This is a genomic window from Nonomuraea sp. NPDC001684 (genome assembly GCF_053596515.1).
On sequence record NZ_JBSFGJ010000003.1, the window covers coordinates 17062 to 38596 of the forward strand.

28 protein-coding genes and 1 tRNA gene are annotated in these 21535 nt (G+C 67.7%); 15 read left to right on the forward strand and 14 right to left on the reverse strand.

Annotated features, from left to right (window positions below):
- Positions 1–43: 43 nt before the first annotated feature.
- The 4 genes from ACWCSD_RS01300 to ACWCSD_RS01315 form a co-directional block, all read right to left on the reverse strand.
- Positions 44–2269 (reverse strand): cell division protein FtsK, encoded by a 2226-nt coding sequence (locus ACWCSD_RS01300; protein WP_449912362.1) that lies wholly within the window; start codon positions 2267–2269, stop codon positions 44–46.
- Positions 2266–2475, reverse strand: a complete 210-nt coding sequence (locus ACWCSD_RS01305) for a hypothetical protein (RefSeq protein ID WP_449912364.1) — start codon at positions 2473–2475, stop codon at positions 2266–2268. The genes ACWCSD_RS01300 and ACWCSD_RS01305 overlap by 4 nt, the downstream gene beginning before the upstream one ends.
- A gap of 14 nt (positions 2476–2489) precedes the next feature.
- The gene (locus ACWCSD_RS01310; RefSeq protein ID WP_449912366.1) at positions 2490–3431 is read right to left on the reverse strand and encodes a hypothetical protein; all 942 of its coding nucleotides are present in this window, start codon (positions 3429–3431) and stop codon (positions 2490–2492) included.
- Between the two features lie 191 nt (positions 3432–3622).
- Entirely contained in the window at positions 3623–3898 is a 276-nt protein-coding gene (locus ACWCSD_RS01315; RefSeq protein WP_449912367.1) for a WhiB family transcriptional regulator, read from the reverse strand.
- Positions 3899–4491: 593 nt separating this feature from the next.
- On the opposite strand from ACWCSD_RS01315, the gene ACWCSD_RS01320 reads away from it, so the two are divergent.
- Both ACWCSD_RS01320 and ACWCSD_RS01325 read left to right on the forward strand, forming a co-directional pair.
- Positions 4492–5331 (forward strand): GntR family transcriptional regulator, encoded by an 840-nt coding sequence (locus tag ACWCSD_RS01320; protein ID WP_449912368.1) that lies wholly within the window; start codon positions 4492–4494, stop codon positions 5329–5331.
- The gene (locus ACWCSD_RS01325) at positions 5331–6020 is read left to right on the forward strand and encodes an HAD family hydrolase (RefSeq protein ID WP_449912426.1); all 690 of its coding nucleotides are present in this window, start codon (positions 5331–5333) and stop codon (positions 6018–6020) included. Before ACWCSD_RS01320 ends, ACWCSD_RS01325 begins: the two co-directional genes overlap by 1 nt.
- A gap of 101 nt (positions 6021–6121) precedes the next feature.
- On the opposite strand, the gene ACWCSD_RS01330 is transcribed toward ACWCSD_RS01325, so the two are convergent.
- Positions 6122–6547 carry a GntR family transcriptional regulator gene (locus ACWCSD_RS01330; protein ID WP_449912370.1) on the reverse strand — a complete coding sequence of 142 codons (426 nt, stop codon included), beginning with the start codon at positions 6545–6547 and terminating at the stop codon, positions 6122–6124.
- Positions 6548–6618: 71 nt separating this feature from the next.
- Here ACWCSD_RS01330 and ACWCSD_RS01335 point away from each other — a divergent pair, with 71 nt between their 5' ends.
- A complete protein-coding gene (locus ACWCSD_RS01335) occupies positions 6619–7296 on the forward strand; it encodes a hypothetical protein (protein WP_449912372.1) in 678 nt (225 codons plus the stop codon).
- Between the two features lie 273 nt (positions 7297–7569).
- On the opposite strand, the gene ACWCSD_RS01340 is transcribed toward ACWCSD_RS01335, so the two are convergent.
- Positions 7570–8673, reverse strand: coding sequence for a WD40 repeat domain-containing protein (locus ACWCSD_RS01340; RefSeq protein ID WP_449912374.1), 1104 nt, complete (start codon positions 8671–8673; stop codon positions 7570–7572).
- Between the two features lie 411 nt (positions 8674–9084).
- Here ACWCSD_RS01340 and ACWCSD_RS01345 point away from each other — a divergent pair, with 411 nt between their 5' ends.
- Positions 9085–9867 (forward strand): class I SAM-dependent methyltransferase, encoded by a 783-nt coding sequence (locus tag ACWCSD_RS01345; protein ID WP_449912376.1) that lies wholly within the window; start codon positions 9085–9087, stop codon positions 9865–9867.
- A gap of 19 nt (positions 9868–9886) precedes the next feature.
- On the opposite strand, the gene ACWCSD_RS01350 is transcribed toward ACWCSD_RS01345, so the two are convergent.
- The gene (locus tag ACWCSD_RS01350; protein WP_449912378.1) at positions 9887–10306 is read right to left on the reverse strand and encodes an SRPBCC family protein; all 420 of its coding nucleotides are present in this window, start codon (positions 10304–10306) and stop codon (positions 9887–9889) included.
- Here ACWCSD_RS01350 and ACWCSD_RS01355 point away from each other — a divergent pair.
- Together ACWCSD_RS01355 and ACWCSD_RS01360 are read left to right on the forward strand one after the other, a co-directional pair.
- On the forward strand, positions 10232–10630 hold the full coding sequence (locus tag ACWCSD_RS01355; protein WP_449912428.1) for a hypothetical protein: 399 nt from the start codon (positions 10232–10234) through the stop codon (positions 10628–10630). The two genes, ACWCSD_RS01350 and ACWCSD_RS01355, sit on opposite strands and share 75 nt — an antisense overlap.
- 50 nt (positions 10631–10680) lie before the next feature.
- On the forward strand, positions 10681–11157 hold the full coding sequence (locus tag ACWCSD_RS01360; protein WP_364332970.1) for a hypothetical protein: 477 nt from the start codon (positions 10681–10683) through the stop codon (positions 11155–11157).
- A gap of 7 nt (positions 11158–11164) precedes the next feature.
- Here ACWCSD_RS01360 and ACWCSD_RS01365 read toward each other — a convergent pair whose 3' ends face one another.
- Positions 11165–11806 carry a LysE family translocator gene (locus ACWCSD_RS01365; RefSeq protein ID WP_449912380.1) on the reverse strand — a complete coding sequence of 214 codons (642 nt, stop codon included), beginning with the start codon at positions 11804–11806 and terminating at the stop codon, positions 11165–11167.
- Between the two features lie 88 nt (positions 11807–11894).
- Between ACWCSD_RS01365 and ypfJ (ACWCSD_RS01370) the strand changes: the two genes are divergently transcribed.
- From ypfJ (ACWCSD_RS01370) to ACWCSD_RS01385, 4 genes are all read left to right on the forward strand, one after another.
- On the forward strand, positions 11895–12854 hold the full coding sequence (ypfJ, locus tag ACWCSD_RS01370; RefSeq protein WP_449912382.1) for a KPN_02809 family neutral zinc metallopeptidase: 960 nt from the start codon (positions 11895–11897) through the stop codon (positions 12852–12854).
- Positions 12855–12907: 53 nt separating this feature from the next.
- Positions 12908–13765 carry a KPN_02809 family neutral zinc metallopeptidase gene (gene ypfJ, locus ACWCSD_RS01375; RefSeq protein ID WP_358291277.1) on the forward strand — a complete coding sequence of 286 codons (858 nt, stop codon included), beginning with the start codon at positions 12908–12910 and terminating at the stop codon, positions 13763–13765.
- 45 nt (positions 13766–13810) lie between these two features.
- Entirely contained in the window at positions 13811–14107 is a 297-nt protein-coding gene (locus ACWCSD_RS01380; RefSeq protein WP_352318431.1) for a type II toxin-antitoxin system VapB family antitoxin, read from the forward strand.
- Positions 14108–14216: 109 nt separating this feature from the next.
- Positions 14217–14534: a hypothetical protein gene (locus ACWCSD_RS01385; protein ID WP_364332982.1), complete on the forward strand. Its 318-nt coding sequence runs from the start codon at positions 14217–14219 to the stop codon at positions 14532–14534.
- Positions 14535–14574: 40 nt separating this feature from the next.
- Here ACWCSD_RS01385 and ACWCSD_RS01390 read toward each other — a convergent pair.
- From ACWCSD_RS01390 to ACWCSD_RS01405, 4 genes are all read right to left on the reverse strand, one after another.
- Positions 14575–14664 (reverse strand) — tRNA-Ser (locus ACWCSD_RS01390).
- A 10-nt stretch (positions 14665–14674) separates the two neighbouring features.
- Entirely contained in the window at positions 14675–15112 is a 438-nt protein-coding gene (gene tadA, locus ACWCSD_RS01395) for a tRNA adenosine(34) deaminase TadA (RefSeq protein ID WP_397155899.1), read from the reverse strand.
- A 14-nt stretch (positions 15113–15126) separates the two neighbouring features.
- Positions 15127–15603, reverse strand: coding sequence for a tRNA adenosine deaminase-associated protein (locus tag ACWCSD_RS01400; protein WP_358291272.1), 477 nt, complete (start codon positions 15601–15603; stop codon positions 15127–15129).
- 19 nt (positions 15604–15622) lie between these two features.
- Complete coding sequence (locus ACWCSD_RS01405) at positions 15623–16138, reverse strand: tRNA adenosine deaminase-associated protein (protein ID WP_387671736.1); 516 nt, start codon at positions 16136–16138, stop codon at positions 15623–15625.
- Between the two features lie 149 nt (positions 16139–16287).
- Here ACWCSD_RS01405 and upp point away from each other — a divergent pair, with 149 nt between their 5' ends.
- From upp to ACWCSD_RS01430, 5 genes are all read left to right on the forward strand, one after another.
- Entirely contained in the window at positions 16288–16926 is a 639-nt protein-coding gene (gene upp, locus ACWCSD_RS01410) for a uracil phosphoribosyltransferase (protein WP_449912386.1), read from the forward strand.
- Between the two features lie 210 nt (positions 16927–17136).
- Positions 17137–17361 (forward strand): hypothetical protein, encoded by a 225-nt coding sequence (locus tag ACWCSD_RS01415; RefSeq protein ID WP_352318442.1) that lies wholly within the window; start codon positions 17137–17139, stop codon positions 17359–17361.
- A 252-nt stretch (positions 17362–17613) separates the two neighbouring features.
- Entirely contained in the window at positions 17614–18147 is a 534-nt protein-coding gene (locus ACWCSD_RS01420; RefSeq protein WP_352318446.1) for a PH domain-containing protein, read from the forward strand.
- 96 nt (positions 18148–18243) lie between these two features.
- On the forward strand, positions 18244–19587 hold the full coding sequence (locus tag ACWCSD_RS01425; RefSeq protein WP_387671740.1) for a helix-turn-helix domain-containing protein: 1344 nt from the start codon (positions 18244–18246) through the stop codon (positions 19585–19587).
- Positions 19588–19687: 100 nt separating this feature from the next.
- Positions 19688–20362: a FadR/GntR family transcriptional regulator gene (locus tag ACWCSD_RS01430; RefSeq protein ID WP_352318450.1), complete on the forward strand. Its 675-nt coding sequence runs from the start codon at positions 19688–19690 to the stop codon at positions 20360–20362.
- Between the two features lie 7 nt (positions 20363–20369).
- Here the strand turns inward: ACWCSD_RS01430 and ACWCSD_RS01435 are convergent, their stop codons facing one another.
- Entirely contained in the window at positions 20370–21212 is an 843-nt protein-coding gene (locus ACWCSD_RS01435) for an SDR family oxidoreductase (RefSeq protein ID WP_449912389.1), read from the reverse strand.
- Positions 21209–21496: an antibiotic biosynthesis monooxygenase gene (locus tag ACWCSD_RS01440; protein ID WP_352318454.1), complete on the reverse strand. Its 288-nt coding sequence runs from the start codon at positions 21494–21496 to the stop codon at positions 21209–21211. Before ACWCSD_RS01440 ends, ACWCSD_RS01435 begins: the two co-directional genes overlap by 4 nt.
- Positions 21497–21535 lie beyond the last annotated feature (39 nt).

A 21535-nucleotide genomic window follows, 5' to 3' on the forward strand; every position in this document is an offset into this window, starting at 1 on the left:
GCGCTAGCAGGGTCAGCCGCTAGCGCTAGCAGCCTCCGAGCGGTCAGCCGGAACCGTTCCGACGGTTACGTTCGGCGATGGCGTCGGCCAGGTCATCGAAGCGGATGCCGCGCCTGGTGACGGGCTTGCCGTCGATCCGGCGGCCGATGGAGGCGACCGTCACTCCGTGCGGCTTGAGCGCGGTGGTGAGCTGTTCGGAGGCCCAGCCGTTGTAGACGTCCGGTCGCAGCTCGCTCAGGTAGCCGCACAGGGTTTCGTTCCAGGCGCCGTTCTCCCCTGCGGGCCAGACCTTCGACAGGTCGGCCAGCAGGTCGAAGATGGGCGCGTCGTCACGAGTCTGGGTGTCAGGTTCGGGCAGCGTTCCTGCGGCGGCGCGGAGGGCGATGGCCCGGGTGACGACCTTCTGAGCGTCGTCGGAGTTCACCTCGTACGAGCGGCGGGCGGCCGGAGTGCCCAGACCAGCCAGGATGCCCCATCCGGCCTCCACGACCGGCTGGAAGACGGTGGCGCGGTAGCCGTTCTTGTACATCGAGGTGCCGAGGATCATGTCGTTGGCGACCTGGTCGGCGACGCTCATGCAGTAGCGAGTGTTGACGTTGCGGGTGATGCCGGTCGGCAGGCTGTCCTTGTCGGGGATCTGGGTGCCGATCAGCAGGATCACGCCCAGGGCGCGCCCGAGCTTGATGACCTTCTCGCAGATCTCCCCGGCTTCCTTGCCGTGTTTGGGGTCGAGGAACAGTTCCTGGATCTCGTCTATGGCGACGATCAGCGGGTGCAGGCCGGAGCCCTTGAGGCTGGCCAGTTCGGGAGTGACCTTGTTCTCAGGGGCCTTCCCGAGAGCGGCGTAGTGCGCGATGCGCTTGGAACGGCGCTCGCACTCCTTGTAGAGCCAGCGGATCATGCCAGCGCAGCGCGCCTTGGTCTCGTCGTCGAAGCCGTTGCCGTACTCGGTGCAGACCGGCTCCAGGACCTTGAAGTCCCCGACGCCCTTGAGTTCGTAGATGCGCAGCTCGGCGCGCGGGTCCAGCGAAGCGGCGAGGACGGCCAGGCGCAGGGCGAAGGTCTTGCCGGAGCCGGGCTGTCCGCCCACGAGCCAGTTGCGGAACATCAGCGAGGCGTTGACGGTCTCCATGCGCGGCGTGGTGGCGAACGGGAAGGGCTTGAAGACGTCCACCTTGCCGTCTCGCAGGAGTGGCCAGGCGGGCTGCTTCATCTCGGACGCAGGCTGGTAGCCGACCCAGAGCGCGAGACGGCCGGGGTGGCCGGCACCGGGCTCGGGCCAGACCTGGTCCATCGGCAGGCGCATGGCGGACGCCAGGCGACCGCGCCTGGCCACCACGTCGGCGGCCTCGACGCCGTAGGGCAGGTCGATGATGGCCAGGTGGCCGGGGCCGTCGCGGTGGATCTCCTGCGGGAAGCTGATGGCGTTCGGGTCCTTGCTCACGGCCTGGTTGATGCCGGAGATGCCGCAGTGCATCAGAGCCCGACGGACCAGCTCGGCGGTGAGCTTGCGATAGCGCGGTCCCTCCGAGACGCGATCCGTGATGGGCGCGTCCGCAGGGCGTCCGGCCCGTGCTAGCACCGGCAGCGCGGCGGCCAGAGTCGCCCACCGAACCCACGTCGGCAGGTCGGCCAGGGCGAACACGAGCAGCGCGACAGCGGCCAGGACGCTGCCTCCGGCCAGCACGAACCAGCGCCACCGGGACTGACGCTGGCGCTGCTTGTCGAGCTTCAGCCATGTCTCGGGGTCGTTCCGGTCGGCGGCGTACTGGCGCAGCGCCCAGTTACCCTCTTCGGCCGTGGCCCAGTGGAGCAGGCGGCCAAGGGTGCCGAACAGGCCGGGCACGGCGTACCAGAGCGTCTTGGCGGCGTACTTCGGGGCGCGTACGGCGTGGTAGCCGACGACGTATCCCGCGTCCCTGGCCTGCCAGGAGAGCATCGCCCGGATGCCCTGCCAGGTGCGGAGCGTGGCGGGGATGATGGGCGTCCGACGCTGAGCCTTCTGCGCGGCGTACGGCACGGCGTCTTCGTCGGGCGGATCCACAGGACTGCCAAGGGCCTGGTCCTCGATGGCGATCGTCTCGCAGTCAAAGAACTCGTCGGACTCGGCGTCCTCTTCGGTGGAGGTCGCCCGACGACGGCTGTTCAGTGGCACGACCTGGCCGCCGGGCTCGTCGGCCTTGGGCGGGTCGGCGAACTGGAAGCCGTTTAGATCGGCCAAGGATCCCTCGGCGAGTGGGTTTTCCGGTTCGTTCGGGTTCTGCGTCATGATGAGGTCACCTCGTTGCCGTTGCTAGGGGCGGGGTTGCGGGGCGCGACCGGAGTCTTGGCGGATGAGGTCGCGCCCTGTGCGTTGATCTGGAAGGCCATGTGGATCTCAGCCCGCGCGCGCGGGCCGGTGACCAACATGCGGATGAAGATGGCCACCGGCACGGCCAGGCAGGCGGCCGTGGCGATGATGGCGATGTGGAGCATTGGGAGTCCTCCTCTCAGGTGAAGTTGGGGTTGCTGCGTAGGGCGTCGCGAACGGCTCGGGCCGTGTCCATCCCGCACCCCAGGGCGCGGCGGAACTTGTCCGCCCCTGCGTCGACCGAGAGCTGACCGGTGCCGACCAGGCGGCGAGCTTGGGCGGTCAGCTTGTCCACCGTCGCGGCATTCACCCTGTACGAAGGGGTGGTAGGGGTACCGGAAGAGCTGTGATCGAGACCGGAGAACGCAGCCAGGATGATGGGCAGAGCGGTCACGACCGCCACCGCGACGATCGGCCCCAGGACGTGCAGGACCAGCCGGGACAGTGAGAAGTCGTCGGCCACGAACGGCAGGTACGGCCAGGCGTTCATGGAGAGCGTGAGCCCCAGGAACAGCCACTCGATCCGTACGAGATTGGGGTCGTCGAGCGGTTGGCCTCGCGTGCCGAGATAGGCGCGTGCGCCGACCACGACCAGCAGGGCCAGGGACAGGAACGGTTCGACCAGCCAGGCGAAGATCCAGGCCGGAGACCAGGGCGCGGCACCGTCGGCGGCGAAGTGCTGCACACCGGCCGTTGACCAGGCCAACGCCAGCGTGAGCGAGACGAGCGCGGCGGTGACGAGCAGACGCCGCATCCGGGCGGCTTGCCAGGCGCGCATCTCGGAGTCTTGAGCCAGGGTGTGGAGCCGCGCCGCCTGCTGTGCGGCCTTGCGGCGCTTGCGCACCTTGGGCGTGTCCAGCAGCAGCGGGGCGTCGTCCTCCTGGAGGTCGGCCAGCAGGTGCGCTTCGGCGACTTCGGCGCGCAGCTTCCGCACCCTCCGGGTCTCACCGGTTGTTTGCGGCCGGGGCGACGGGGTGGAGGCCGAGCCCTGATTTGCGAGCGCTTCCAGGTGGGCCAGCGCACTGGCCATTTCCTCAGGAGTCGGCTCGTTGGACGGGTCGGGATTACCGATGATGCTCATGACGAGTTGTTCCTTTCAACGACCGGACTGAGAGCGAGCGAGAGCGCGGCAGACGAGGCAGCCGCCATGCGAACGCGGGCCGTGGGTGCGGCAGAGCTGCACCTGAACGGCTGCGGTAGGGCCGCAGTAGCGGCAGCTGTACGGACTCTGAGAACGGCGAGTGCATTCAGAGCACTGGAAGCGGCCGGCCATCACGCCACCACCTGTGCCGCGATGGCGTTTCGGTCGTCGGGGCTGAGCCCTGCCCAGATGCCCTCACCGGGGTCGAGCTCCAGCGAGTAGGCCAGGCACTCGACCAGAGCCGGGCAGCGGCGGCAGATGGCCTTGGCGCGCTGTTCGCGCTCCTGGCGCTCGTCGCGCCGCTCTCCGTCGATGCCGGTGAACAGGTCGGCCGTGTCGGGGCCGCACGCAGGATCGGCGTCCAGGACAGCGGTCAGCAGGTCGGGCAGGGTGACGGAACGGTTCATGCCGACACCCCCGTACCGATCAGGAGATCAGCGAGGGTCAGCCGAGCGCAGGTGGGACAGACAGCGGGGACGGGAGGTTCGGTGCCGGGTGGGCACGCTTCCATTCCCTCGCAGACAATGCAGACGAACTGCATGTCCTCGGTCATGATGAGAACACCTCTCTTGAGGAGGCATCGGGGCGGCTCGTGTCTTGGCGGATGAGGGCCGCTCCGGTGCCGAATGTGATCGACAGCGAACGATGGGACTTGCTCAGGCCCCATGACGGAAGACCTGAGAGCCGTCCGATCAGGGGCCGATTCCCCCTGATCAGGCCGCCTTTTCAGTGGGAGGCGGTGACCCGGATTCAGTTCTCAACTACGGCGGTTGCTCCAGCCCGTCGGCGTGCGCCGATGTCGGCGCCTTCCCATGTCTTCCGGCTGTGCAGTTCGGGCTGCTTGGCCAGCTAGGCCGCTAAGCAGTCCGGCACACTACCCACCTGACCAGGTTGGCTAGGCAGGTTGTACAAGCATCATGTTGATTGGCCTGCCTAGTCATGTCAAGAGACATGGCCAACTTGGTTAGTAATGTTGTTCAGGTGACGCTACGATCGAGGCATGAGACTCGATCCGGACGACCCTCGTCCGCCCTTTCAGCAGGTCGCTACGCAGCTCAGAGCGGCCATCCTCACCAGGAAGTTCGCGCCCGGGGAGAAGCTCCCCTCAGGGCCGGAGCTCGCCAAGACCTTCGGCGTGGCGCGCCAGACGATCCAGCAAGCAATCCGCCTGCTCAGGGAAGAAGGGCTGATCGTTTCCCGACAGGGAAGCGGCGTGTTCGTTCGGGAGAAGACCGCGCGCCCTGTCGGCCTGCGTCCTCACATTGAGGAAGCGTTCAAGCGGCCTGAGGTGTCCATAGACTTCGCCGGGTTCTCGGGCGAGACGTTGCACGGCGCGGTTCAGGAAGCGCTCGACAACATCCGGGCGGGTCGCCTGACTCCCGAGCGCATCTCCATCCGGCTCCTGCTGCCTGACACCAGCCGCCCTTGGTCCCTCCCCTGCCGGGTGGACAACGGGCAGGACGAGCCCCTGTTCAGACAGCGGGCAGAAAAGATCATCTCCCGGCACGCCCAGGCCATCGTGGACTCGGTCCATGAGCTGAGAGATCTCGGCCTGGTGGCGCATGCGTCTGCCCAGGTGCGGATCAGCGGAGAGCCGCCCCGGTCCAAGATGTACGTGATCAATGGGGAAGAGGCGTTCTTCGGCTACTACGCCGTGGCAGAGCACACCGTGGCGTTGGGCGGTGGGCCTGTCGAGATGTTCGACCTGATGGGGAAGGACACCGAGCTCTTCCACTTCGCGTTGAGCGATGGTCCCGATTCGACGTCGGCTCAGTTCGTCGAGCAGTCGTCCGCGTGGTTCGACGCCGTGTGGAACAGCGTCGCCCACGAGGCGACGTGATGGCGCTTTCGGGATCGGCGGCCGTCCGGGCAGTCATGGGCGAGACTCGGTGCCTCCTGCTCGACTTCGACGGGCCGGTCTGCGACATCTTCGCCGGACTGCCGGCGCCTACGGTCGCGGATGCTCTCCGCGCCACGCTGGCAGCAGCTGGCGCACAGCTTCCACCGAAAGTGCGTGCCACCAATGACCCGCTGGAGGTGTTCCGGCACAGCGCATCCCTTGGCGACGAACTCAACGAGCTCGCCATGAGGAGACTCACCGAGTTGGAGGTGAAGGCGGCCGGAGTGGCACGGCCGACGCCGGGAGCGTCGAAACTCATGGAACGGGCACGCGACAAGGCCCTGCCCGTGGCCATCGTCAGCAACAACTCAGTGGCCGCGGTGACGACCTTCTTGGACCGAGAAGGACTCACCGACCTGGTGCAGTACGTCTCCGCGCGAGCCACTGCGGACCCGTCGCTTATGAAGCCGAACCCTCACCTGCTCAATCAGGCGCTGACCCATCTCGGCGCGGAGCCGTCCTCTGCTCTCCTGGTCGGCGACTCCACGACGGATGTTGAGGCGTCCAAGCACGCCGGGGTAGTTGCCGTCGGCTACGCCAATCGACCGGGGAAGGTCGAGCGGCTTGGTGACGCAGGAGCGGATCTCATCGTCACAGGTATGCAGGAACTGGCAACAGCGCTCACATGAGAATCCGCGCCCTGAGCTCGTTCCCGCAAGAACTGGGTCGCGAGCATCTGTGAGGTTCAGAGCGGCGCTCTTCTCGCTTCTCAGGGCCTCCCAGGGGCTCCCTACCCCTTCTGCTCCCCTGCCGCAGGACCAGCGTCGATCGCTGATCGCGCCAGGACCTCAGCCCGACCATCCGAATAGGTGACGACCAACACGGGTTCGCCCTCCGGCAGGTTCAAGGTCATGCGCTCCTTGGCCGTCGGCATCCGGGCAGTGATCCTCGCGGGCTTCTCAAGGCTCACCACGGTCAACTCCGGTGGCTGCCGGACGGTGCTCCCCCGCCGGTTCTCCGTGTCGATGAGCCCTTCGGTACGCAGGAGCCGGAGCGCCTGACGAACGGTCGCCTTGCCCGTGCCGAACTCCTCTGCCAGGGCGTCTTCGTTCTTGAGCTTGTCTCCTGGCCGCAGTGTGCCCTCTTCGATCTGGGCGCGCAGCAGGTCAGCCACCTGCCGGTAGAGCGGCGTGAACGAGTTCGGATCAACCTGCACCGTCCCATGATTCTGGTGCAATAGCGCTTCTGCACCTTTACGCTATTACGCTATAGAGCAATCTTAAGCGCATGGTGACCGACTCCACACAGGGAAGTGCAACCATGACCGGGTACAAGACCGTTCCGTACACGATCGCGTTCGCCAACGAGCTGGTGACAGATTCGATCGCCTTCGAGCCCTTCGCCGGGCGGCTACGCCTGGCCTACCAGCCATCTCAGCCCGGAGATTGGATTACTCCACCCAACGCAGATCCCTGGCGGCCGGGCATCCTCCGCGCAAGGACTCGCGACTTGCGAGACAAGCCTCAACAGCGGGGACCTGAGCGCATGAGGAAGCTCAACACGCGCCGGCAGTGGCGATGCATGGACAAGCTGCTGTGCCAAGTGTGCGGCGCTCCGGCGGTGGACTCTGGATCGCACCTGATCCCCTGGCCCCTAACCGAGACCGTGTTCGAGCGCACCGGCTCTAACAGCGGCCGTACCAACGCCCCACCGACGTGTTGGAGTTGCATCCCCAAGGCTCTGGAGGAATGCCCGATGCTGCGGGAGGACTTCACCTTGTACACCGTTCGAGCAGTCGAGAGCGTGGGCGTGCTGGCCGACCTCTACCGGCCAGGGATCTTCCGCGAGCCCATCCTCACCTCACACAACGTCTTCATCTCCTGGGACGCCCCTCGATACCACCCCCGCGCCCTGGCTGTCGCCAAGGTATTGGAGCTGCATGGCATGAAGCATGTAGGCCCGTAGGCCCGTAGAACGGACGGCTCGTGTCCCTGCCGTCCCAGACGTCCCCGCACCTATCATGACCAGCGCAAACACAGGTTTCCTATCTGAGACGGACCCTCTGGAACCTGTCCCCGCTGTCCCTGCGCGATGACATGCGAAGAGCTGAACAGCGCTTCGCACGCCCCCTGAGCGCGCTTCGCGCGGAACGGCTGCAACACTCGGGGGGCTGGTGTTACAGCCGGATCTTCACGAGGGCAGTTTCAGCTGCACTTCCTCGCCTGGCGGAACCGTCTTCTAAGACCCCAGGCTCCAGACGCGTATCGCCTTGTCCCAGCCACCGGTGATCAGGACAGGAGTCCCGTCACTGCGCTTGCCCGTCGCCACAGTGAAGATCGTGCCGGAATGAGCAGTGAAGGGCTCTCCCACTGCACTTCCTGTGTCGAGATCCCAGACCGACACGTTGCCGGAGTCATCGCCGTAGCCGAGAACGGTGGAGCCGTCACGGCGCTGTCCCACTGCCATGCCGGCGAACGTGGTGGCAGGGATCCGGATGGACTTCCCGACAGGCTTTCCCGTGTTCAGGCTGTACATCCAGATCTTGCCATCAGGTGCGTCTTCATCCGGAAGCGGATAGTCGGTGTTCGCGGAGACGGCGACAGGCGTGCCGTCTCGGCGCTTCCCGATCGCCAAGGCTCGGGCCTGGCACTGGTGACAGCTGAAGAGGTACTTGCTGAGCGGCTTTCCCGTCTCCAGGCTCCAGATGCGCGTACGACCCTCAGAGTTGCCAGTGACGACTACGGGGTTGCCGTCGTTGCGCTTTCCGGTCGCCAAGTACCTCGTAGTGGTGGGGAAGGATTCGGAGAACGACCTCTTGATGTGCTTGCCGGTGTTCAAGTTCCACAGGCCGACGGCCGAACTGATTCCTCCTGCGGTGGCGGCTATGACAGGCGTGCCATCTCGGAGTCTCTCCGTTGCGACGCCCCACATGATGTTGCGTTCAGCCACAACGGGCTTCCCTAGCGGCTTGCCGGTGTCCAGGTCCCAGATTCGTACAGTGCTGTCCTCTTCACCGCCGGAAATGATGACCGGTGTGCCGTCACTGCGCTTATCGATCACCAGACTGTAGACCTCTTGCCGGTGCCCTCTCAGAGGCTTCCCTATCGGTTTTCCGGTGTTCAGATTCCAAATGCGGATGGTCTTGTCGGAACCACCGGAGACGACGACAGGCGTGCCATCACTACGCTTGCCCACAGCCAAGGCCAGTACATAACCAGTGTGCCCCTTGAGGGAGCCACCGATCTGAGTGCCCAAGGGCGAGGCGCTGGCCGGACGAACAACCTCGGATGCCGCGCTTCCCGCCGACAGGGTCAGCGAGCCAACGGCTAACAGCAAACTCACACCAACAACCAGAGACCTGGCACCCACCGGACGTACCTCGTATCCATGTCGATCAACGGCCGGGATCAGAGTAGTGACCGCATCTGCATGGCAGGAAGAGGAAGTCACGACGCAGAGGACCGGCTACTTGGATGCACAGCCGGGTTCTGTTCCGCAGTCTCATTCCCAGTCTCAATTCACCCCTGTACAGGGACGTTCACCGAAGTCGGCGTCGGAGCTGACGCCGCAGCTAGAGACCCCTACGACCGGCGGTGAACGAAGGTCCGCAGACTTGGAAAGCGTGTATAGGGCAACCTATCAGGGGTTCAAATCCCCTATCCTCCGCCAGTTCAGAAGGGTCATGCCAGGTCAACGGCATGGCCCTTCTGGCGTTGTGTCGTCCTCGGGCGCCTCGACCGTATGGTCCCGTGCATGGAGGATGTGTTCGGCAGTGCCGCGCCGTACTACGCCAGGTACCGTCCAGGCCACGGGCAGGCGACGACTGAGCATCTGGCGAAGACGTTCGGCGCGGGCAGCCGGGTGCTGGATCTCGGCTGTGGCCCCGGGACGATCGCGATCCCTCTGGCGCGGCGGGTCGGGGCCGTGCTCGCCGTGGATCCGGCGCGGGAGATGCTGGCGGAGGGCAGGCGGCTGGCCGGGGGCGTCGCGAACATCGTCTGGCTGCGTGGTGACTCGACCGGTCTGGGGGCGTTGCCGCCGTTCGATCACGTGGTGATGGGACGGTCGTTCCACTGGATGGACCGCCGGTCCGTGCTGGTGGAGCTGGACGGGCTGCTGCCGCCCGGCGGCGTGGTGGCACTGGTCGGCCCCGCGAGGCGGCAGGGTGAGCCGTGGCAGCCGGACGCGCAACCGTGGCAGCCGATCGAGAGACGAGTGTGCGAGGAGTTCGGCCTCGACATCCACACCGCCGCCAGTTCGTTCCACGCCACCGGCGAGCACCACAGCGACGTGCTCGCCGCCTCGCCCTTCAGCAGCCTGGAGTCCCGGGTGTTCAGCCGACGGCTGACGTGGGACGTGGACGGACTGATCGGGCTCCAGCTCTCCTACTCCTACAGCTCGCCCGCCAGGCTCGGCGACCGGCTGCCCGCCTTCGTCGAAGCACTGCGACGGGCGCTGCTCGCCGGCAATCCCGCGGGCCGGTGGGAGCAGCGGCTGACCGCCGAGGTGCTGGTCGCCAGGCGCCCGGGGCGCTGAGCCGACCCGGTAACTCCCATTAGGCGGTCAGGGAAGCGTGCAGGGCGTCGAGGCCGTCACGGAAGATGGTGGTGAACAGGGCGACCGCCTCGCTCTCGCTCACCCCGACCGGGGTGAAGCAGCCGGACCATTGCACCTCGGCGGCGTCCTCGCGGCCGGGGATCGAGTGCACGCGCAGGGTGGAGAGGTAGCCGGTGACCGGGAAGGGCGCTTCGATGATGGAGCAGGTGTAGTGGCGCTCGGTCTCGCTGAAATGCATGAGGCGTTCGACGATCACCTCGCCGTCCGGGTTCGCCAGCCGGCGGACGCGGCCGCCTTCGAGCATGGTGCTCTCGGGAATGTAGGGAAGCCAGTCGGGCAGGGAGTGGAACCCGCCGATGAGGTCCCAGACCCGCTGCGGGGACGCGGGCAGCACGCGGCTGACCGAGGTCGATGCCATGGTCGTTCCCTGGCGGTCGGGGCCGCGCTGGCGATCGGCCGCACCACCGGGCCGGGCAGCGTCCAGCTGAGCCTGCTGCTGTTCGGCGGCCCGATCCTGTACCTGGTCGCGCAGGCGTGGTGGTACTACGTCACCACGGGCCGGGCGTGGGCGGCCCGGCTCCTCGCCTGCGGCGCCTGCGCAGTCGCCGGGCTCGCGGCGCGCCGGCTGCCGCCGCTGGTGTCCGTGCCGATCCTGGACGTCATCCTCGTGGTGCTGGTCCTCGCCCTCACCCGGGTGCACCGCCAGGTGGCCGAGACGCTGAACCCCGATGACGGTGCCTGACGGCCGTCACGGGTGGCGAGAACTGGAATCGTCAGGATATCTTGACGATTATGACTCTGAGCACTGCCGAGCTTCCCGGGCACGAGGGTTTCGTCGCGCCCGTCCTGCCCGACGGGGAGCTGGCCTCGTCGTCCAGCGCCTTCACCAGGACGTTCGTCGGGTATCAGGCCGCCTGTTCGTGCGGGTGGACCGATCGGCGGCGGTATCCGGCGACGCCGGAGGGGGCCAAGGAGGCGGAGTACCGGTGGTGGAGCAGGCACACGCCGCCGCTGCTCGCCGCCGCCCCGCCCAGCTGGCTGGTGATCAAGTCGAACCTGCTGTGCGAGCAGGTCGTCAAGCTCGCGGCCGACCGGCCGCTGGCCGCGCTCACCCTGCTGTCCCAGGTGGAGAGCTGGCAGCGGACGCTGCTCGACCAGGCCGTCGCCGGGGCGCGGGACAACGGCGCCTCCTGGGCGGAGATCGGGGAGGCCATGGGGATCTCCAAGCAGGCCGCCCACGAGCGCTTCAGGGCCCAGGTGAGCCAGTAGAGCCCGGTCAGGCCGGCACGAGCGCCTTGGAGCGGTCGGCGACCATCCGCACGGCGAAGACGCCGAGCACGGTCCCCATCGCGTACCGCTGCACCCGCAGCCACACCGGATGCCGGACGAGGAAGGCGGCGAGGCCGCCGGCCGAGATCGCGATCAGCGCGTTGACCAGCGTGCCGATCGCGATCTGCACCGAGCCGAGCGCGAGGCTCTGCAGCAGCACGTGCCCCATGCCGGGGTCGATGAACTGCGGCAGCAGCGACAGGTACAGGATCGCGATCTTGGGGTTGAGCAGGCAGGTAAACAGCCCCATGGCGAACAGTTTCCGCGGCCTCTCGACCGCCAGCTCGCGCGGCTGGAAGACCGAGGCGCCGCCCGGCCTGACCGCGTTCCAGGCCATCCAGAGCAGGTACGCGGCCCCGGCCAGCTTGAGCGCCGTGTAGGCCACCGGCACGTACGCGAACACGGCCGTCAGCCCGAGGCACGTCGCCGTCAGGTAAGTCATGAACCCGAGCGCGACGCCGACGAGCGAGATCAGCCCGGCACGACGGCCCTGGCTGATCGAGCGGGAGACCAGATAGATCATGTTCGGTCCGGGCGTCAGAACCATGCCCAGGGACACCAGCGCGATCCCCACCAACCCACCCGTCATAGCGGCAGATTAGCTGACAAATGGCAGAAAATCACGGTCCCACATATTGCCTTGCGTAATCGACCGACTACGGGGGATGACACAGGGCATGCAGTTCGACGACGACGCGCCACTCGACCCCTCACAGGTCGAGGACGTCCGGGCCTCCGGCTCCCAGCCCGGCCGGGGCGGCGGCGGCTGGGGCGGGATGCCGGGCGGCGGCTGCATGTTGCCCATCGGCGGCCGTGGCGGCGGCTGCCTGCTGCTGGTCCTGGCGGTGGCCGGGCTGTTCCTGTTCAAGCTCGCCCCCACGCCGTTCAGCGGCGACGAAGGCGGCGAGCAGGGCGGCGGACGCTACCCGACCGCCCCCGGCCAGCTCTCCCCCAGCGGCAACCTGGCCGAGCGCTGCCGTACGGGCGCCGACGCCGACCAGTCGGAGGACTGCCGGATCGTCGGCACGGTGAACAGCATCCAGTCCTACTGGCGGCAGGAGTTCAAGGAACGCGACCAGCAGTACACGCCGGCCAAGACCGTGCTGTTCTCGCGGGCGGTGAACACCGGCTGCGGCCCCGCCGACTCGGCCGTGGGCCCGTTCTACTGCCCGCGCGACCGCAAGGTCTACCTGGACCTGGCCTTCTTCGACACGCTCCAGCGCGACTTCGGCGCCGAGGGCGGCCCGTTCGCCCAGGCGTACGTGGTCGCCCACGAGTACGGCCACCACGTCCAGAACCTGCTCGGCACCATGGACAAGGTCGGCAACAACAGCCGGCCGGGCGCCGGCAGCGCGTCCGTGCGCCTGGAGCTGCAGGCCGACTGCTACGCCGGCGTCTGGGCGCACAACGCGGTCAAGACGGGCTTCTACCGCGAACCGTTCTCGCAGGCCGACATCAACCAGGCCCTCGACGCCGCCGCGGCGGTCGGCGACGACAGCATCCAGCGGCGCTCGCAGGGCCGCGTCACGCCCGACGCGTTCACCCACGGCACCTCCCAGCAACGCGAGAAGTGGTTCAGCGTCGGATACGACAGCGGCCTCCCGGACAGATGTGACACCTTCTCGGATGGCATCTAGACGCCCTCCTGGGGAAGCTCTCTAGCGGGCAGCACCCAGAAGGGACGTCAGATATGGATTTCAAGGACGACGTCAACCTCGACTCGTCGCAGGTCGAGGACGTCGGCGGTCGCGGTGGCGGCGGGTTCTCGGGCGGCGGCTTCCCCGGCGGCATGGTCCTCGGGGGCGGCGGCATCGTCGGCCTGATCGCCTTAGTGCTGGTGTTCGTGCTCAACAACCTCGGCGGCGGGGGCGGCGACGCCGAGCCGGCGCAGAAGCAACCCCCGGCCAAACTCGCCGAGGAGTGCAAGACGGGCAAGGACGCCGACCAGTCGGAGAAGTGCCGCGTCGTCGGGGTGGTCAACAGCATCCAGGACTACTGGAAGCAGGAGATCCCCGACTACCGGACGTCGAAGACGATCCTGTACTCCGGCAGCCTCCGCACCGGCTGCGGCGCGGCCAGCTCCGCCGTCGGGCCGTTCTACTGCCCGAGCGACCAGCGCGTCTACCTCGACCTGAGCTTCTTCGACCAGCTCCACAGCCAGTTCGGCGCCAAGGGCGGCCCCTTCGCCCAGGCGTACGTGATCGCCCACGAATACGGCCATCACGTCCAGGACCTGCGTGGGGCCCTCCAGTCGGACACCGGCAGCTCGGTCCCCGTCGAGCTCCAGGCCGACTGCTACGCGGGCGTGTGGGCGCACAACGCCGTCCGCACCGGCTTCTACGAAAAGGCCTTCACCCAGACGGAAATCGCCGAGGCACTGGACGCCGCGGCCGCCGTGGGCGACGACAGAATCCAGCAACGCACGAGCGGCAGAATCGATCCCGAATCGTTTACGCACGGCTCGTCCGAGCAACGCGTCAACGCCTTCCAGCGCGGCTACCAAAACGGCCGGCCGGGCGAGTGCGAACAGTCTGAGCTGGGCCGATAGCCCTGGACAACGCAGCAGGTCGAATTCTCTCCTAAAATGAGGTGGGTGATCTTCAAGCTCGTCGGCGACGGACGCCCTTATCCCGAACACGGTCTGACGAACCGAGAGTGGGCGCAGATCCCTCCCAGGCAGGTCCGGCTCGACTCGTTGATCACCACGAAGGCCATGCTGGACCTGCACTCGCTGCTCGCCGCGGACTCCACTTTCTACGGCGACCTGTTCCCGCACGTCGTGCAGTGGCAGGGCGAGCTCTACCTGGAGGACGGCCTCCACCGGGCCCTGCGCGCGGCCCTGCACCAACGGTCGATCCTGCACGCCAGGGTCCTGGATCTGCCCAACTGAAACGCGCCGGAAAAGGGAGCCGCCATTCGCGGCTCCCTTTTTCATGTGTCAACCTGATCGACGTGCCGTGTGTCACGTCCGCGTCTTTCAACATCGTTCGGAGAATGCCGTGTCGTATCCACCGCCACACGGGTCGTGGCCGCCACCCGGATACGGCCCGCCGTCCTACTACTCGCAGCCGCCGGCGCACGAGTACGTCGAGGAGCCCGGGCCGCTCGACAATCGCAACCTGATCGTGCTGCTGGCCATCGGGCTGCCGCTGCTGCTCCTGAGCGCCTGCGGCGCGCTGTTCTTCGTCCTGACCGACGACGGCCGTCCGGAGACCCGCGGCGGCGGGACGGTCCAGACGCAGGTCGTCGAGGACAGCCCGCCGGACGTCCAGCTCAACCTGAATCCGCCGGCCGACGGGCCCACCCAGCAGCCCTGAGGGCAAAAGAAAAGGGCCTCCGAGGTCGTCGGAGGCCCGCTGGCGGTGGTGGTGGGATTTGAACCCACGGATGAGTTGCCCCATCACACGCTTTCGAGGCGTGCGCCCTCGGCCACTAGGCGACACCACCGCGGACGAGCTTACCGGATTCTCCGAGTAGCGAAGAACGTCTTGAGGACAGCGGAGCATTCTTCGGCCAGGACGCCCATGACGACCTCGGGCCGATGGTTGAGCCTGCGGTCGCGTACGACGTCCCAGAGCGAGCCCACGGCGCCGGCCTTGGCGTCGACGGCGCCGTACACGATCCGGTCGACCCGGGCGAGGACTGACGCGCCCGCGCACATCGTGCACGGCTCCAGTGTGACCACCAGCGTGCAGCCGCTCAGCCGCCACTCGCCGCGCAGCGCGGCGGCCCGCCTGAGCGCCAGCACCTCGGCGTGCGCGGTGGGATCCGCGGCGGACTCGCGGTCGTTGCCGGCCGCGGCCAGCACCTCGCCCAGCGGGCCGAGCACGACGGCGCCGACGGGGATCTCGCCCCTGCCGCCGGCCGCGACGGCCTCGGCCAGGGCCAGGCGCATCGCTTCCTCGTGGGTCAACGCAACCGGTCGAGCTCGTCGGCGAACGACAGCCGTTCGGCGATCACCGAGAGGACGTCGGCGGGCAGCAGGCCCTCCTCCATGCTCAGCTCCAGCAGTTCCTCCGAGCTCACGCCGAGGTCGCTGAGCAGCTCGAAGTCACCGGCGGGACGCACGCCGAGCCCGTTGCCCTCCTTGTCGGGGGCCACGCCGGCGAACTCGGCGAACAGCTCGCCCATGCTGTTGGAGGAGATCGCGTGCACGTCCGACAGGAACACCCGGGGCTCGTCCTCGCCGCGGTAGCGGGCGATGGCGAACCATTCGTCCTCGACCTCGACGCAGAGCAGGGCCAGCTCGTCGCCCGTCAGGCCCAGGGTCTCGATGACGGCGTCACCGAAGTCGTCGACGATCTCCGCGTGGCGCAGATCGACCTCTGCGCCGGTCCAGCCGTCGGAAGTCCTGACAAAAGCCGCAGAGAAGGTGTTGGACGCCATGCCCGCACTCCAGGGGGGTTCAGCCGAAGACCGATTCGATGGCACGCTCGAACGGCTCGGAGAAGCCGAGTCGCGCGGCGATGCTGGACAGCACATCTTCGGGGAGGAGATCGATGTCGCCGGAGAGGATGCCCAGCTCCATCTCGTCCAATCCGAGATCGGCGAAGATCGACAGATCTCCCGCCGGCAGCACGGTCTCCTCGTCCTGGAGGATCTCGTCGAGCTCCTCCTCGTCGGGGACCGGCACGTCGAGGTAGTGCAGCACCTGACGGGCGAGCGGGAAGTCCCAGGAGGCGGCGATGTCGGACAGGAAGACGTCGACCCGCTCGCCGAGCACGCGCAGCGCCACGAAGAACTCGTCGCCGACGGCGATCAGGCCGATGGTGCCGCTCTCGCTCGGCTGCTGCCTGAGGGCCTGGATCAGGCCCTGGAGGTCGGACGTGAGCGTGACGGGCAGCAGCTCAGCGTGCCACCGCTCGTCCTCGCGGTAAATCACTATGGCGAAGTCGAGCGCATCTTCGTCTGTCATCGCCATCCCCACCCGAGCCTCTGACACGACAGGTTCGCACCAGACCCCAATCGTTCCAGAACAGGCCACGCGGCGTGTGCTTCTCCGACCAAATTGTGATCAAAACCAAAGGCCCGGGATGCCACCGCTCCGTCCACCGGATACCGTTGGGCGCTATGGAAACCCTCGTCGTCGACCATCCGCTCGTGGCCCACAAGCTCACCACGCTGCGCGATGTCCGCACCGACTCCCCGACCTTCCGCAGGCTCGCGGACGAGTTGGTGACGCTGCTGGCGTACGAGGCGACGCGCGACGTCCGGGTCACCGACGTCACCGTCCAGACCCCGGTCTCCCCCGCCCACGGCGTGCGCCTGGCCAAGCCCCAGCCGCTCGTCGTGCCCATCCTGCGCGCCGGGCTCGGCATGCTCGACGGCATGACCCGGCTGCTGCCCACCGCCGAGGTCGGCTTCCTCGGCATGATCCGCAACGAGTCCACCCTCCTGGCCGAGACGTACGCCACCCGCCTGCCCGACGACCTGTCCGGGCGTCAGTGCTTCGTCGTCGACCCGATGCTCGCCACCGGCGGCACGCTCGCCGCGGCCGTGCAGTTCCTGTTCGACCGCGGCGCGGTCGACGTCACGGCCATCTGCCTGCTGGCCGCCCCCGAGGGCCTGGCGTACATGGACAAGGTGTTCGCCGGCTCCGGCAAGCCCATCCGCGTGGTCACCGCCGCCCTCGACGAGCGCCTCAACGAGAACGGCTACATCGTCCCCGGCCTCGGCGACGCCGGCGACCGCCTCTACGGCGTGGTCTGACCCTTCCATCGGCTCCCCTTCTCCTTACGCTGGGTCGCCACTTCGTTACATACTGTGGTTGGGTGGGTACGAAGAGACAGGAAGGGAACTTCCGCATGCGCGTGGGGGAAGCACGATGAGCGACATGCCCGGTGCCGAGGAGTCCTCGTGAACGAGCGACCGACCGGCAACAGCAGCGCCCCGTCTCATGCGACCAGCACAGGAGGGCGCATGAGCGAGCACACCGAGGCCGACCCGACCCCGTACGCGGAGGTCGAGGCCGCGCTGCGCGACGAGTTCGCCGGCGTGCATTCCTCCACCACCGTAACCCGCTGTGTGGAAGCAGCGCACTACGGCGCGCTGGAGGTCACCGGCTATGCGCATCCGAGCCTTGTGGAGCGCATCGCCCGGAAGCACCTTCACGTCCTGGCGCTGGTCGCCAGCGAACGTGGCTAAGCAAGATCAAAACTAACCCGCCAAGTTACCTTTACCCCGGCTACCGGGTGGGTAATGTATACGGCGGGTGGAGTGGGTTAGTGGCACGGAGGCGACAGTGCAGGTCAAAAAAGTCCTCACATACAGTGGGATCGCATTTGTGGCGTACTACCTGTTCGCACGACCAGCTGATGCCGCAGACGCGGTGAAGGGGGCGTTCGACACGGTGTTCAACGCGGCCGACTCTCTGGCCCAATTTGTGAACAACCTCGCATGAGACTGGTGACCCACGGGGACTCTGCTCCGTCGTCGGTCAACCGCTACCTCCTCCCCAACGAACAACAGGTCATCATGGTGCGGCGTCATCCCGCCGTGCTGCTGCGCCCGGTCGCCGAGGTCTTCGGCGGCCTGGTCATCGCCGGGCTCCTCAGCAAGTTCTTCGGTGGAGGGGAGTCCGGCGGCACGGCGCTCGTCGTGGTGTGGTGGCTGTGGCTGCTGCTGCTCGTGCGTTTCGTGTGGAAAGTCGCGGAGTGGTCGGTCGATTACTTTGTGGTGACGTCCAAGCGGATGTTGCTCACCACCGGGTTGATCACGCGCAAGGTCGCGATGATGCCGCTCGGCAAGGTCACCGACATGAGCTTCCAGCGATCTCTCCTGGGCCGCATGCTCGGTTACGGCGAGTTCATCCTCGAGTCCGCTGGTCAGGACCAGGCTCTGTCAACGGTCGAGTACATTCCGTATCCGGAGACCCTCTACCTGGAGGTCTGCCAGATGCTTTTCCCCAGCAAGGACGACAGCGACGATTAATCTCCGCGCGGCAAATTCTTCACGCGGGGATACCAGATTCGGCTACTTCATGCAATCATTGCGTGTTGTTGACCCTTCCCCGCCTTGAGAGATGAGATGCCGAGTCAGGGAACCATCGGTGACCGCGTCCGTGGACTGCGGCTGAACAGGCGGATGTCTCAGGCCCAGCTGGCCGGACCCGACCTGTCTGACAGTTATGTCTCGCTCATCGAGTCGGGCAAGCGTACGCCGACTCCTGTCGTGGCCCGCCTCCTCGCCGAGCGGCTGGGATGCACCACCGAGTTCCTCCTGCACGGCATCGAGCCGCGGCAGCGCATCGACACCGAGCTGGGTCTTCGCCATGCCGAGCTGGAGCTTCAGCACGGCGACCCCGCGGTGGCGGCCGACCGCTTCACGGAGATCGTGAAGGCGGCCGACGAGGAGAACGCCATGCTCACCGCGCACGCCCGCTTCGGCCGGGCCCGTGCGCTGGAGGTCCAGGGGCGTCTCGGCCAGGCCGTCGAGGCGTTCGAACGGCTGCGCAGGGAGGCCGCCGCGCATCCCGAGCGGCTGGCCGACCTGCCGCTCACGATCGCGCTGAGCCGCTGCTACCAGCGGGCCGGCGACCGGCTGAGGGCTCGCGACCTGGCCGCGGCCGCGCTGGAGCAGGCCGAGCGGCTGTCCATCTCGCAGGGCGAGATCGCGGTCGACCTGGCCACCGCTCTGGTCGAGGCGCGCAGCGAGCGTCAGGGCGACTCCCCCGAGCTCGAGTACGTCAAGCGGGTGCTGGACAACAGCGGCGTTCCTGAAGTTATGGACCGTTCCGAGGAGATCCACGCCCTGTGGCAGGCGAGCTCCGCCGCCGCCGCCGGTGAGGACTCCGCGCTGGCCGTGCGCCTGGCCGACGACGCCATCATGGCCGGTCGTCAGTCCCGGCTCGCGCTGCAGCTCGCGCGGGCGGCCATGCACTGGTCCAGGCTGGTCACCGCGCCGCTCGACGAGGCCGAGCGGCTGGCCGCCGCCGCGTCGCGGGCGTTCGCGTCCTCCCCCGGCAGCGTCCGCGAGCACGGCGAGAGCCTGGTCGCGCACGCTCGGGTGCGGCTGCGGGCGGGCGACCAGGCGGGTGCCGCCGAGCTGGCCACCACGGCGCTGGGGCTGGCCCACGACGGTTCGGGCACCACGCCGGCCGAGGCGAACCTGGTGCTCGCCACCGTCGCGCTCGACCTCGACGGCAGTGCCACGACGCAGCTCCGTACCGCGCACGAACTGCTCGACTCGCTCGACCGTCCGGTGTTCGGGTCCGACAGGCAGGCCGCCCGCTGCTGGCGCGAGCTGGGTGACCTTTACGGGAGGGTCGGGGCAAGAGCACAGCAGACCGCCGCATATCGTAAAGCCCTTGAAGCTGCCGGAGTTCGCTCCGCGTTGGCAGGGGTGACGGTCGAGGCCACGGTCGCGCACTGAACCTCCGGGAGCTCCAGATTTGGACTTTTGAGTCTGGAATAATTAGGGTCGACCAGTCATTGACTCATAGGATGATTGGTTTCCCCGGAGGAGGCGGACTGTGAGTCTGCGTACGGCGCAGCGGGCTTCGCTCGTCGACCAGGTGATCGATCAGCTCAAGGAGCAGATCACCTCAGGGTCGTGGCAGATGAACGGCAAGATCCCCACCGAGACCGTGCTCGCCGAGCAGCTCGGAGTGGGACGCAACACCGTTCGCGAGGCCGTGCGCGCGTTGACGCACGCCGGGCTGCTCGAGTGCCGTCAGGGGGACGGCACTTACGTCCGGGCGACCAGTGAGCTGTCGGGGGCGATGCTGCGCCGGCTGCGCCAGGCCGAGCAGTTGGAGATCCTTGAGGTGCGGCGCGCGCTGGAGGTCGAGTCCGCCCGGCTGGCCGCGACCCGCCGCACCGACGAGGACATCCGCCGCATCGAGGCCGCGCTGGCCGAACGCGACCGCGCCTGGGAGCTGGACGACCCCGACTTCTTCGTCGAGGCCGACCTCGCCTTCCACATGGCGGTCGCGCACGCCACCCACAATCTCGTGCTCATCGACCTCTACGAGGACTTCTCGGCGGCTCTGCGGGCCAGCATCACGGCCGCGGGCACGTCGTTCAACAAGAGCTACATCCCGCACGACGCCATCGCCCGCGCCATCGCCGCCGGCGACGCCACCGCGGCCGAGCGGGCCGGGCACGCGTGCATGGAGCACATCCTCATCGCCCTCACCGACTCCTGACCGGCCCTCAGGCGGCGGGGCGCAGCTCGGCCGCATGGTCCTTGGCGAACTCGGTGAAGCTGCGGCCCGGGCGGCCGGTCACGTCGGTGAAGGCCGTCGTCGTCAGGTCGCCCCAGTTCGCGGCGTAGGCCGTGAGGTATTCCCTGGTGACGGCCGCGTCCCACTCGCGCAGGCCGGCGTCGAGCATCGAGCGGTAGGCGTCGTCGGGGGCGACGGGTTGGTAGGCGATCGGCGTGCCGTAGACCTCGGTCAGGGCGGTGGCCGCCTCCCCCATCGAGATGCTGGCCGGGCCCGTGAGGGTGTAGGTGCGGCCCTTGTGCGGCGCCGGGTCGCGCAGCACCGCGGCGGCGAAGTCGCCGATGTCGCGGACGTCGATCAGCCCGATCCGGCCCTCGCCCGTGCCGCCGTAGAGGGTGTCGCCGGCCACCGAGCCGAGCAGGTTCTGCATGAAGAAGGCCGGGCGGATGACGGTCCAGTCGAGGCCCGAGGCGGCCAGCTCGACGTCGGAGAGCGCGTGCAGGCGGCCGTTGCGCGTGGGGGCGTCGTGCGCGGCTCCGATGGCCGACAGGCGCACGACGTGCCGCACCCCCGCCTTCCGGGCCGCCCACAAGGCGTTCATGCTCGCATGGGGCGCCTGGGGGCCCATGGCGGTCAGCAGCCACAGGGTGTCGACCCCCTCGAATGCGGCGTCGAGCGTGGCAGGCTGGTCGAGGTCGCCGACGGCCACTTCGACGCCCTCGGGGGCCTTGGCCGCGTCACGCACCAGGACGCGCACGTCGCTCAGGTCGCCCAGCGACTTCAGCACGGCCCCGGAGACGGTGCCGGTGGCACCGGTGATCAGGATGGTCATCGCAATGTCCCCTCTTCTGCAGAGATCAACTCGTCGATCAGGTCGAAGAACTTCTGGATGCCGGGCAGGTTCGCGCCCTTGGCACGGGAGGCGGCGAAGTCGTCGCCCGAGCGCCAGTCGACGATGTCCAGCCACTCGTCGTCGGACAGGCGGACCAGCCGGGCGCCGAGGAATCCGGCGCGGTCGGCCGCGAAGTCGGCGAGCATGCCCGGACGAGCCGCCAGCAACTGGCCGGCGCGTTCCGGGGACACTCTGAATCTGGTGAGTTCCACCGTCGTGGTCATGGCATGACGATATAGTAAGAATCAGTGACAGTCAAAATC

What these genes read in the sequence shown, in the direction of transcription:
- ACWCSD_RS01300 (WP_449912362.1), bottom strand. Translation starts at nt 2,269, where the DNA reads ATGACGCAGAACCCGAACGAACCGGAAAACCCACTCGCCGAGGGATCC.
- ACWCSD_RS01305 (WP_449912364.1), bottom strand. Translation starts at nt 2,475, where the DNA reads ATGCTCCACATCGCCATCATCGCCACGGCCGCCTGCCTGGCCGTGCCG.
- ACWCSD_RS01310 (WP_449912366.1), bottom strand. Translation starts at nt 3,431, where the DNA reads ATGAGCATCATCGGTAATCCCGACCCGTCCAACGAGCCGACTCCTGAG.
- ACWCSD_RS01315 (WP_449912367.1), bottom strand. Translation starts at nt 3,898, where the DNA reads ATGAACCGTTCCGTCACCCTGCCCGACCTGCTGACCGCTGTCCTGGAC.
- ACWCSD_RS01320 (WP_449912368.1), top strand. Translation starts at nt 4,492, where the DNA reads ATGAGACTCGATCCGGACGACCCTCGTCCGCCCTTTCAGCAGGTCGCT.
- ACWCSD_RS01325 (WP_449912426.1), top strand. Translation starts at nt 5,331, where the DNA reads ATGGCGCTTTCGGGATCGGCGGCCGTCCGGGCAGTCATGGGCGAGACT.
- ACWCSD_RS01335 (WP_449912372.1), top strand. Translation starts at nt 6,619, where the DNA reads ATGGTGACCGACTCCACACAGGGAAGTGCAACCATGACCGGGTACAAG.
- ACWCSD_RS01345 (WP_449912376.1), top strand. Translation starts at nt 9,085, where the DNA reads ATGGAGGATGTGTTCGGCAGTGCCGCGCCGTACTACGCCAGGTACCGT.
- ACWCSD_RS01350 (WP_449912378.1), bottom strand. Translation starts at nt 10,306, where the DNA reads ATGGCATCGACCTCGGTCAGCCGCGTGCTGCCCGCGTCCCCGCAGCGG.
- ACWCSD_RS01360 (WP_364332970.1), top strand. Translation starts at nt 10,681, where the DNA reads ATGACTCTGAGCACTGCCGAGCTTCCCGGGCACGAGGGTTTCGTCGCG.
- ACWCSD_RS01365 (WP_449912380.1), bottom strand. Translation starts at nt 11,806, where the DNA reads ATGACGGGTGGGTTGGTGGGGATCGCGCTGGTGTCCCTGGGCATGGTT.
- ypfJ (WP_449912382.1), top strand. Translation starts at nt 11,895, where the DNA reads ATGCAGTTCGACGACGACGCGCCACTCGACCCCTCACAGGTCGAGGAC.
- ypfJ (WP_358291277.1), top strand. Translation starts at nt 12,908, where the DNA reads ATGGATTTCAAGGACGACGTCAACCTCGACTCGTCGCAGGTCGAGGAC.
- tadA (WP_397155899.1), bottom strand. Translation starts at nt 15,112, where the DNA reads ATGCGCCTGGCCCTGGCCGAGGCCGTCGCGGCCGGCGGCAGGGGCGAG.
- ACWCSD_RS01400 (WP_358291272.1), bottom strand. Translation starts at nt 15,603, where the DNA reads ATGGCGTCCAACACCTTCTCTGCGGCTTTTGTCAGGACTTCCGACGGC.
- ACWCSD_RS01405 (WP_387671736.1), bottom strand. Translation starts at nt 16,138, where the DNA reads ATGGCGATGACAGACGAAGATGCGCTCGACTTCGCCATAGTGATTTAC.
- upp (WP_449912386.1), top strand. Translation starts at nt 16,288, where the DNA reads ATGGAAACCCTCGTCGTCGACCATCCGCTCGTGGCCCACAAGCTCACC.
- ACWCSD_RS01415 (WP_352318442.1), top strand. Translation starts at nt 17,137, where the DNA reads ATGAGCGAGCACACCGAGGCCGACCCGACCCCGTACGCGGAGGTCGAG.
- ACWCSD_RS01420 (WP_352318446.1), top strand. Translation starts at nt 17,614, where the DNA reads ATGAGACTGGTGACCCACGGGGACTCTGCTCCGTCGTCGGTCAACCGC.
- ACWCSD_RS01425 (WP_387671740.1), top strand. Translation starts at nt 18,244, where the DNA reads ATGCCGAGTCAGGGAACCATCGGTGACCGCGTCCGTGGACTGCGGCTG.
- ACWCSD_RS01435 (WP_449912389.1), bottom strand. Translation starts at nt 21,212, where the DNA reads ATGACCATCCTGATCACCGGTGCCACCGGCACCGTCTCCGGGGCCGTG.
- ACWCSD_RS01440 (WP_352318454.1), bottom strand. Translation starts at nt 21,496, where the DNA reads ATGACCACGACGGTGGAACTCACCAGATTCAGAGTGTCCCCGGAACGC.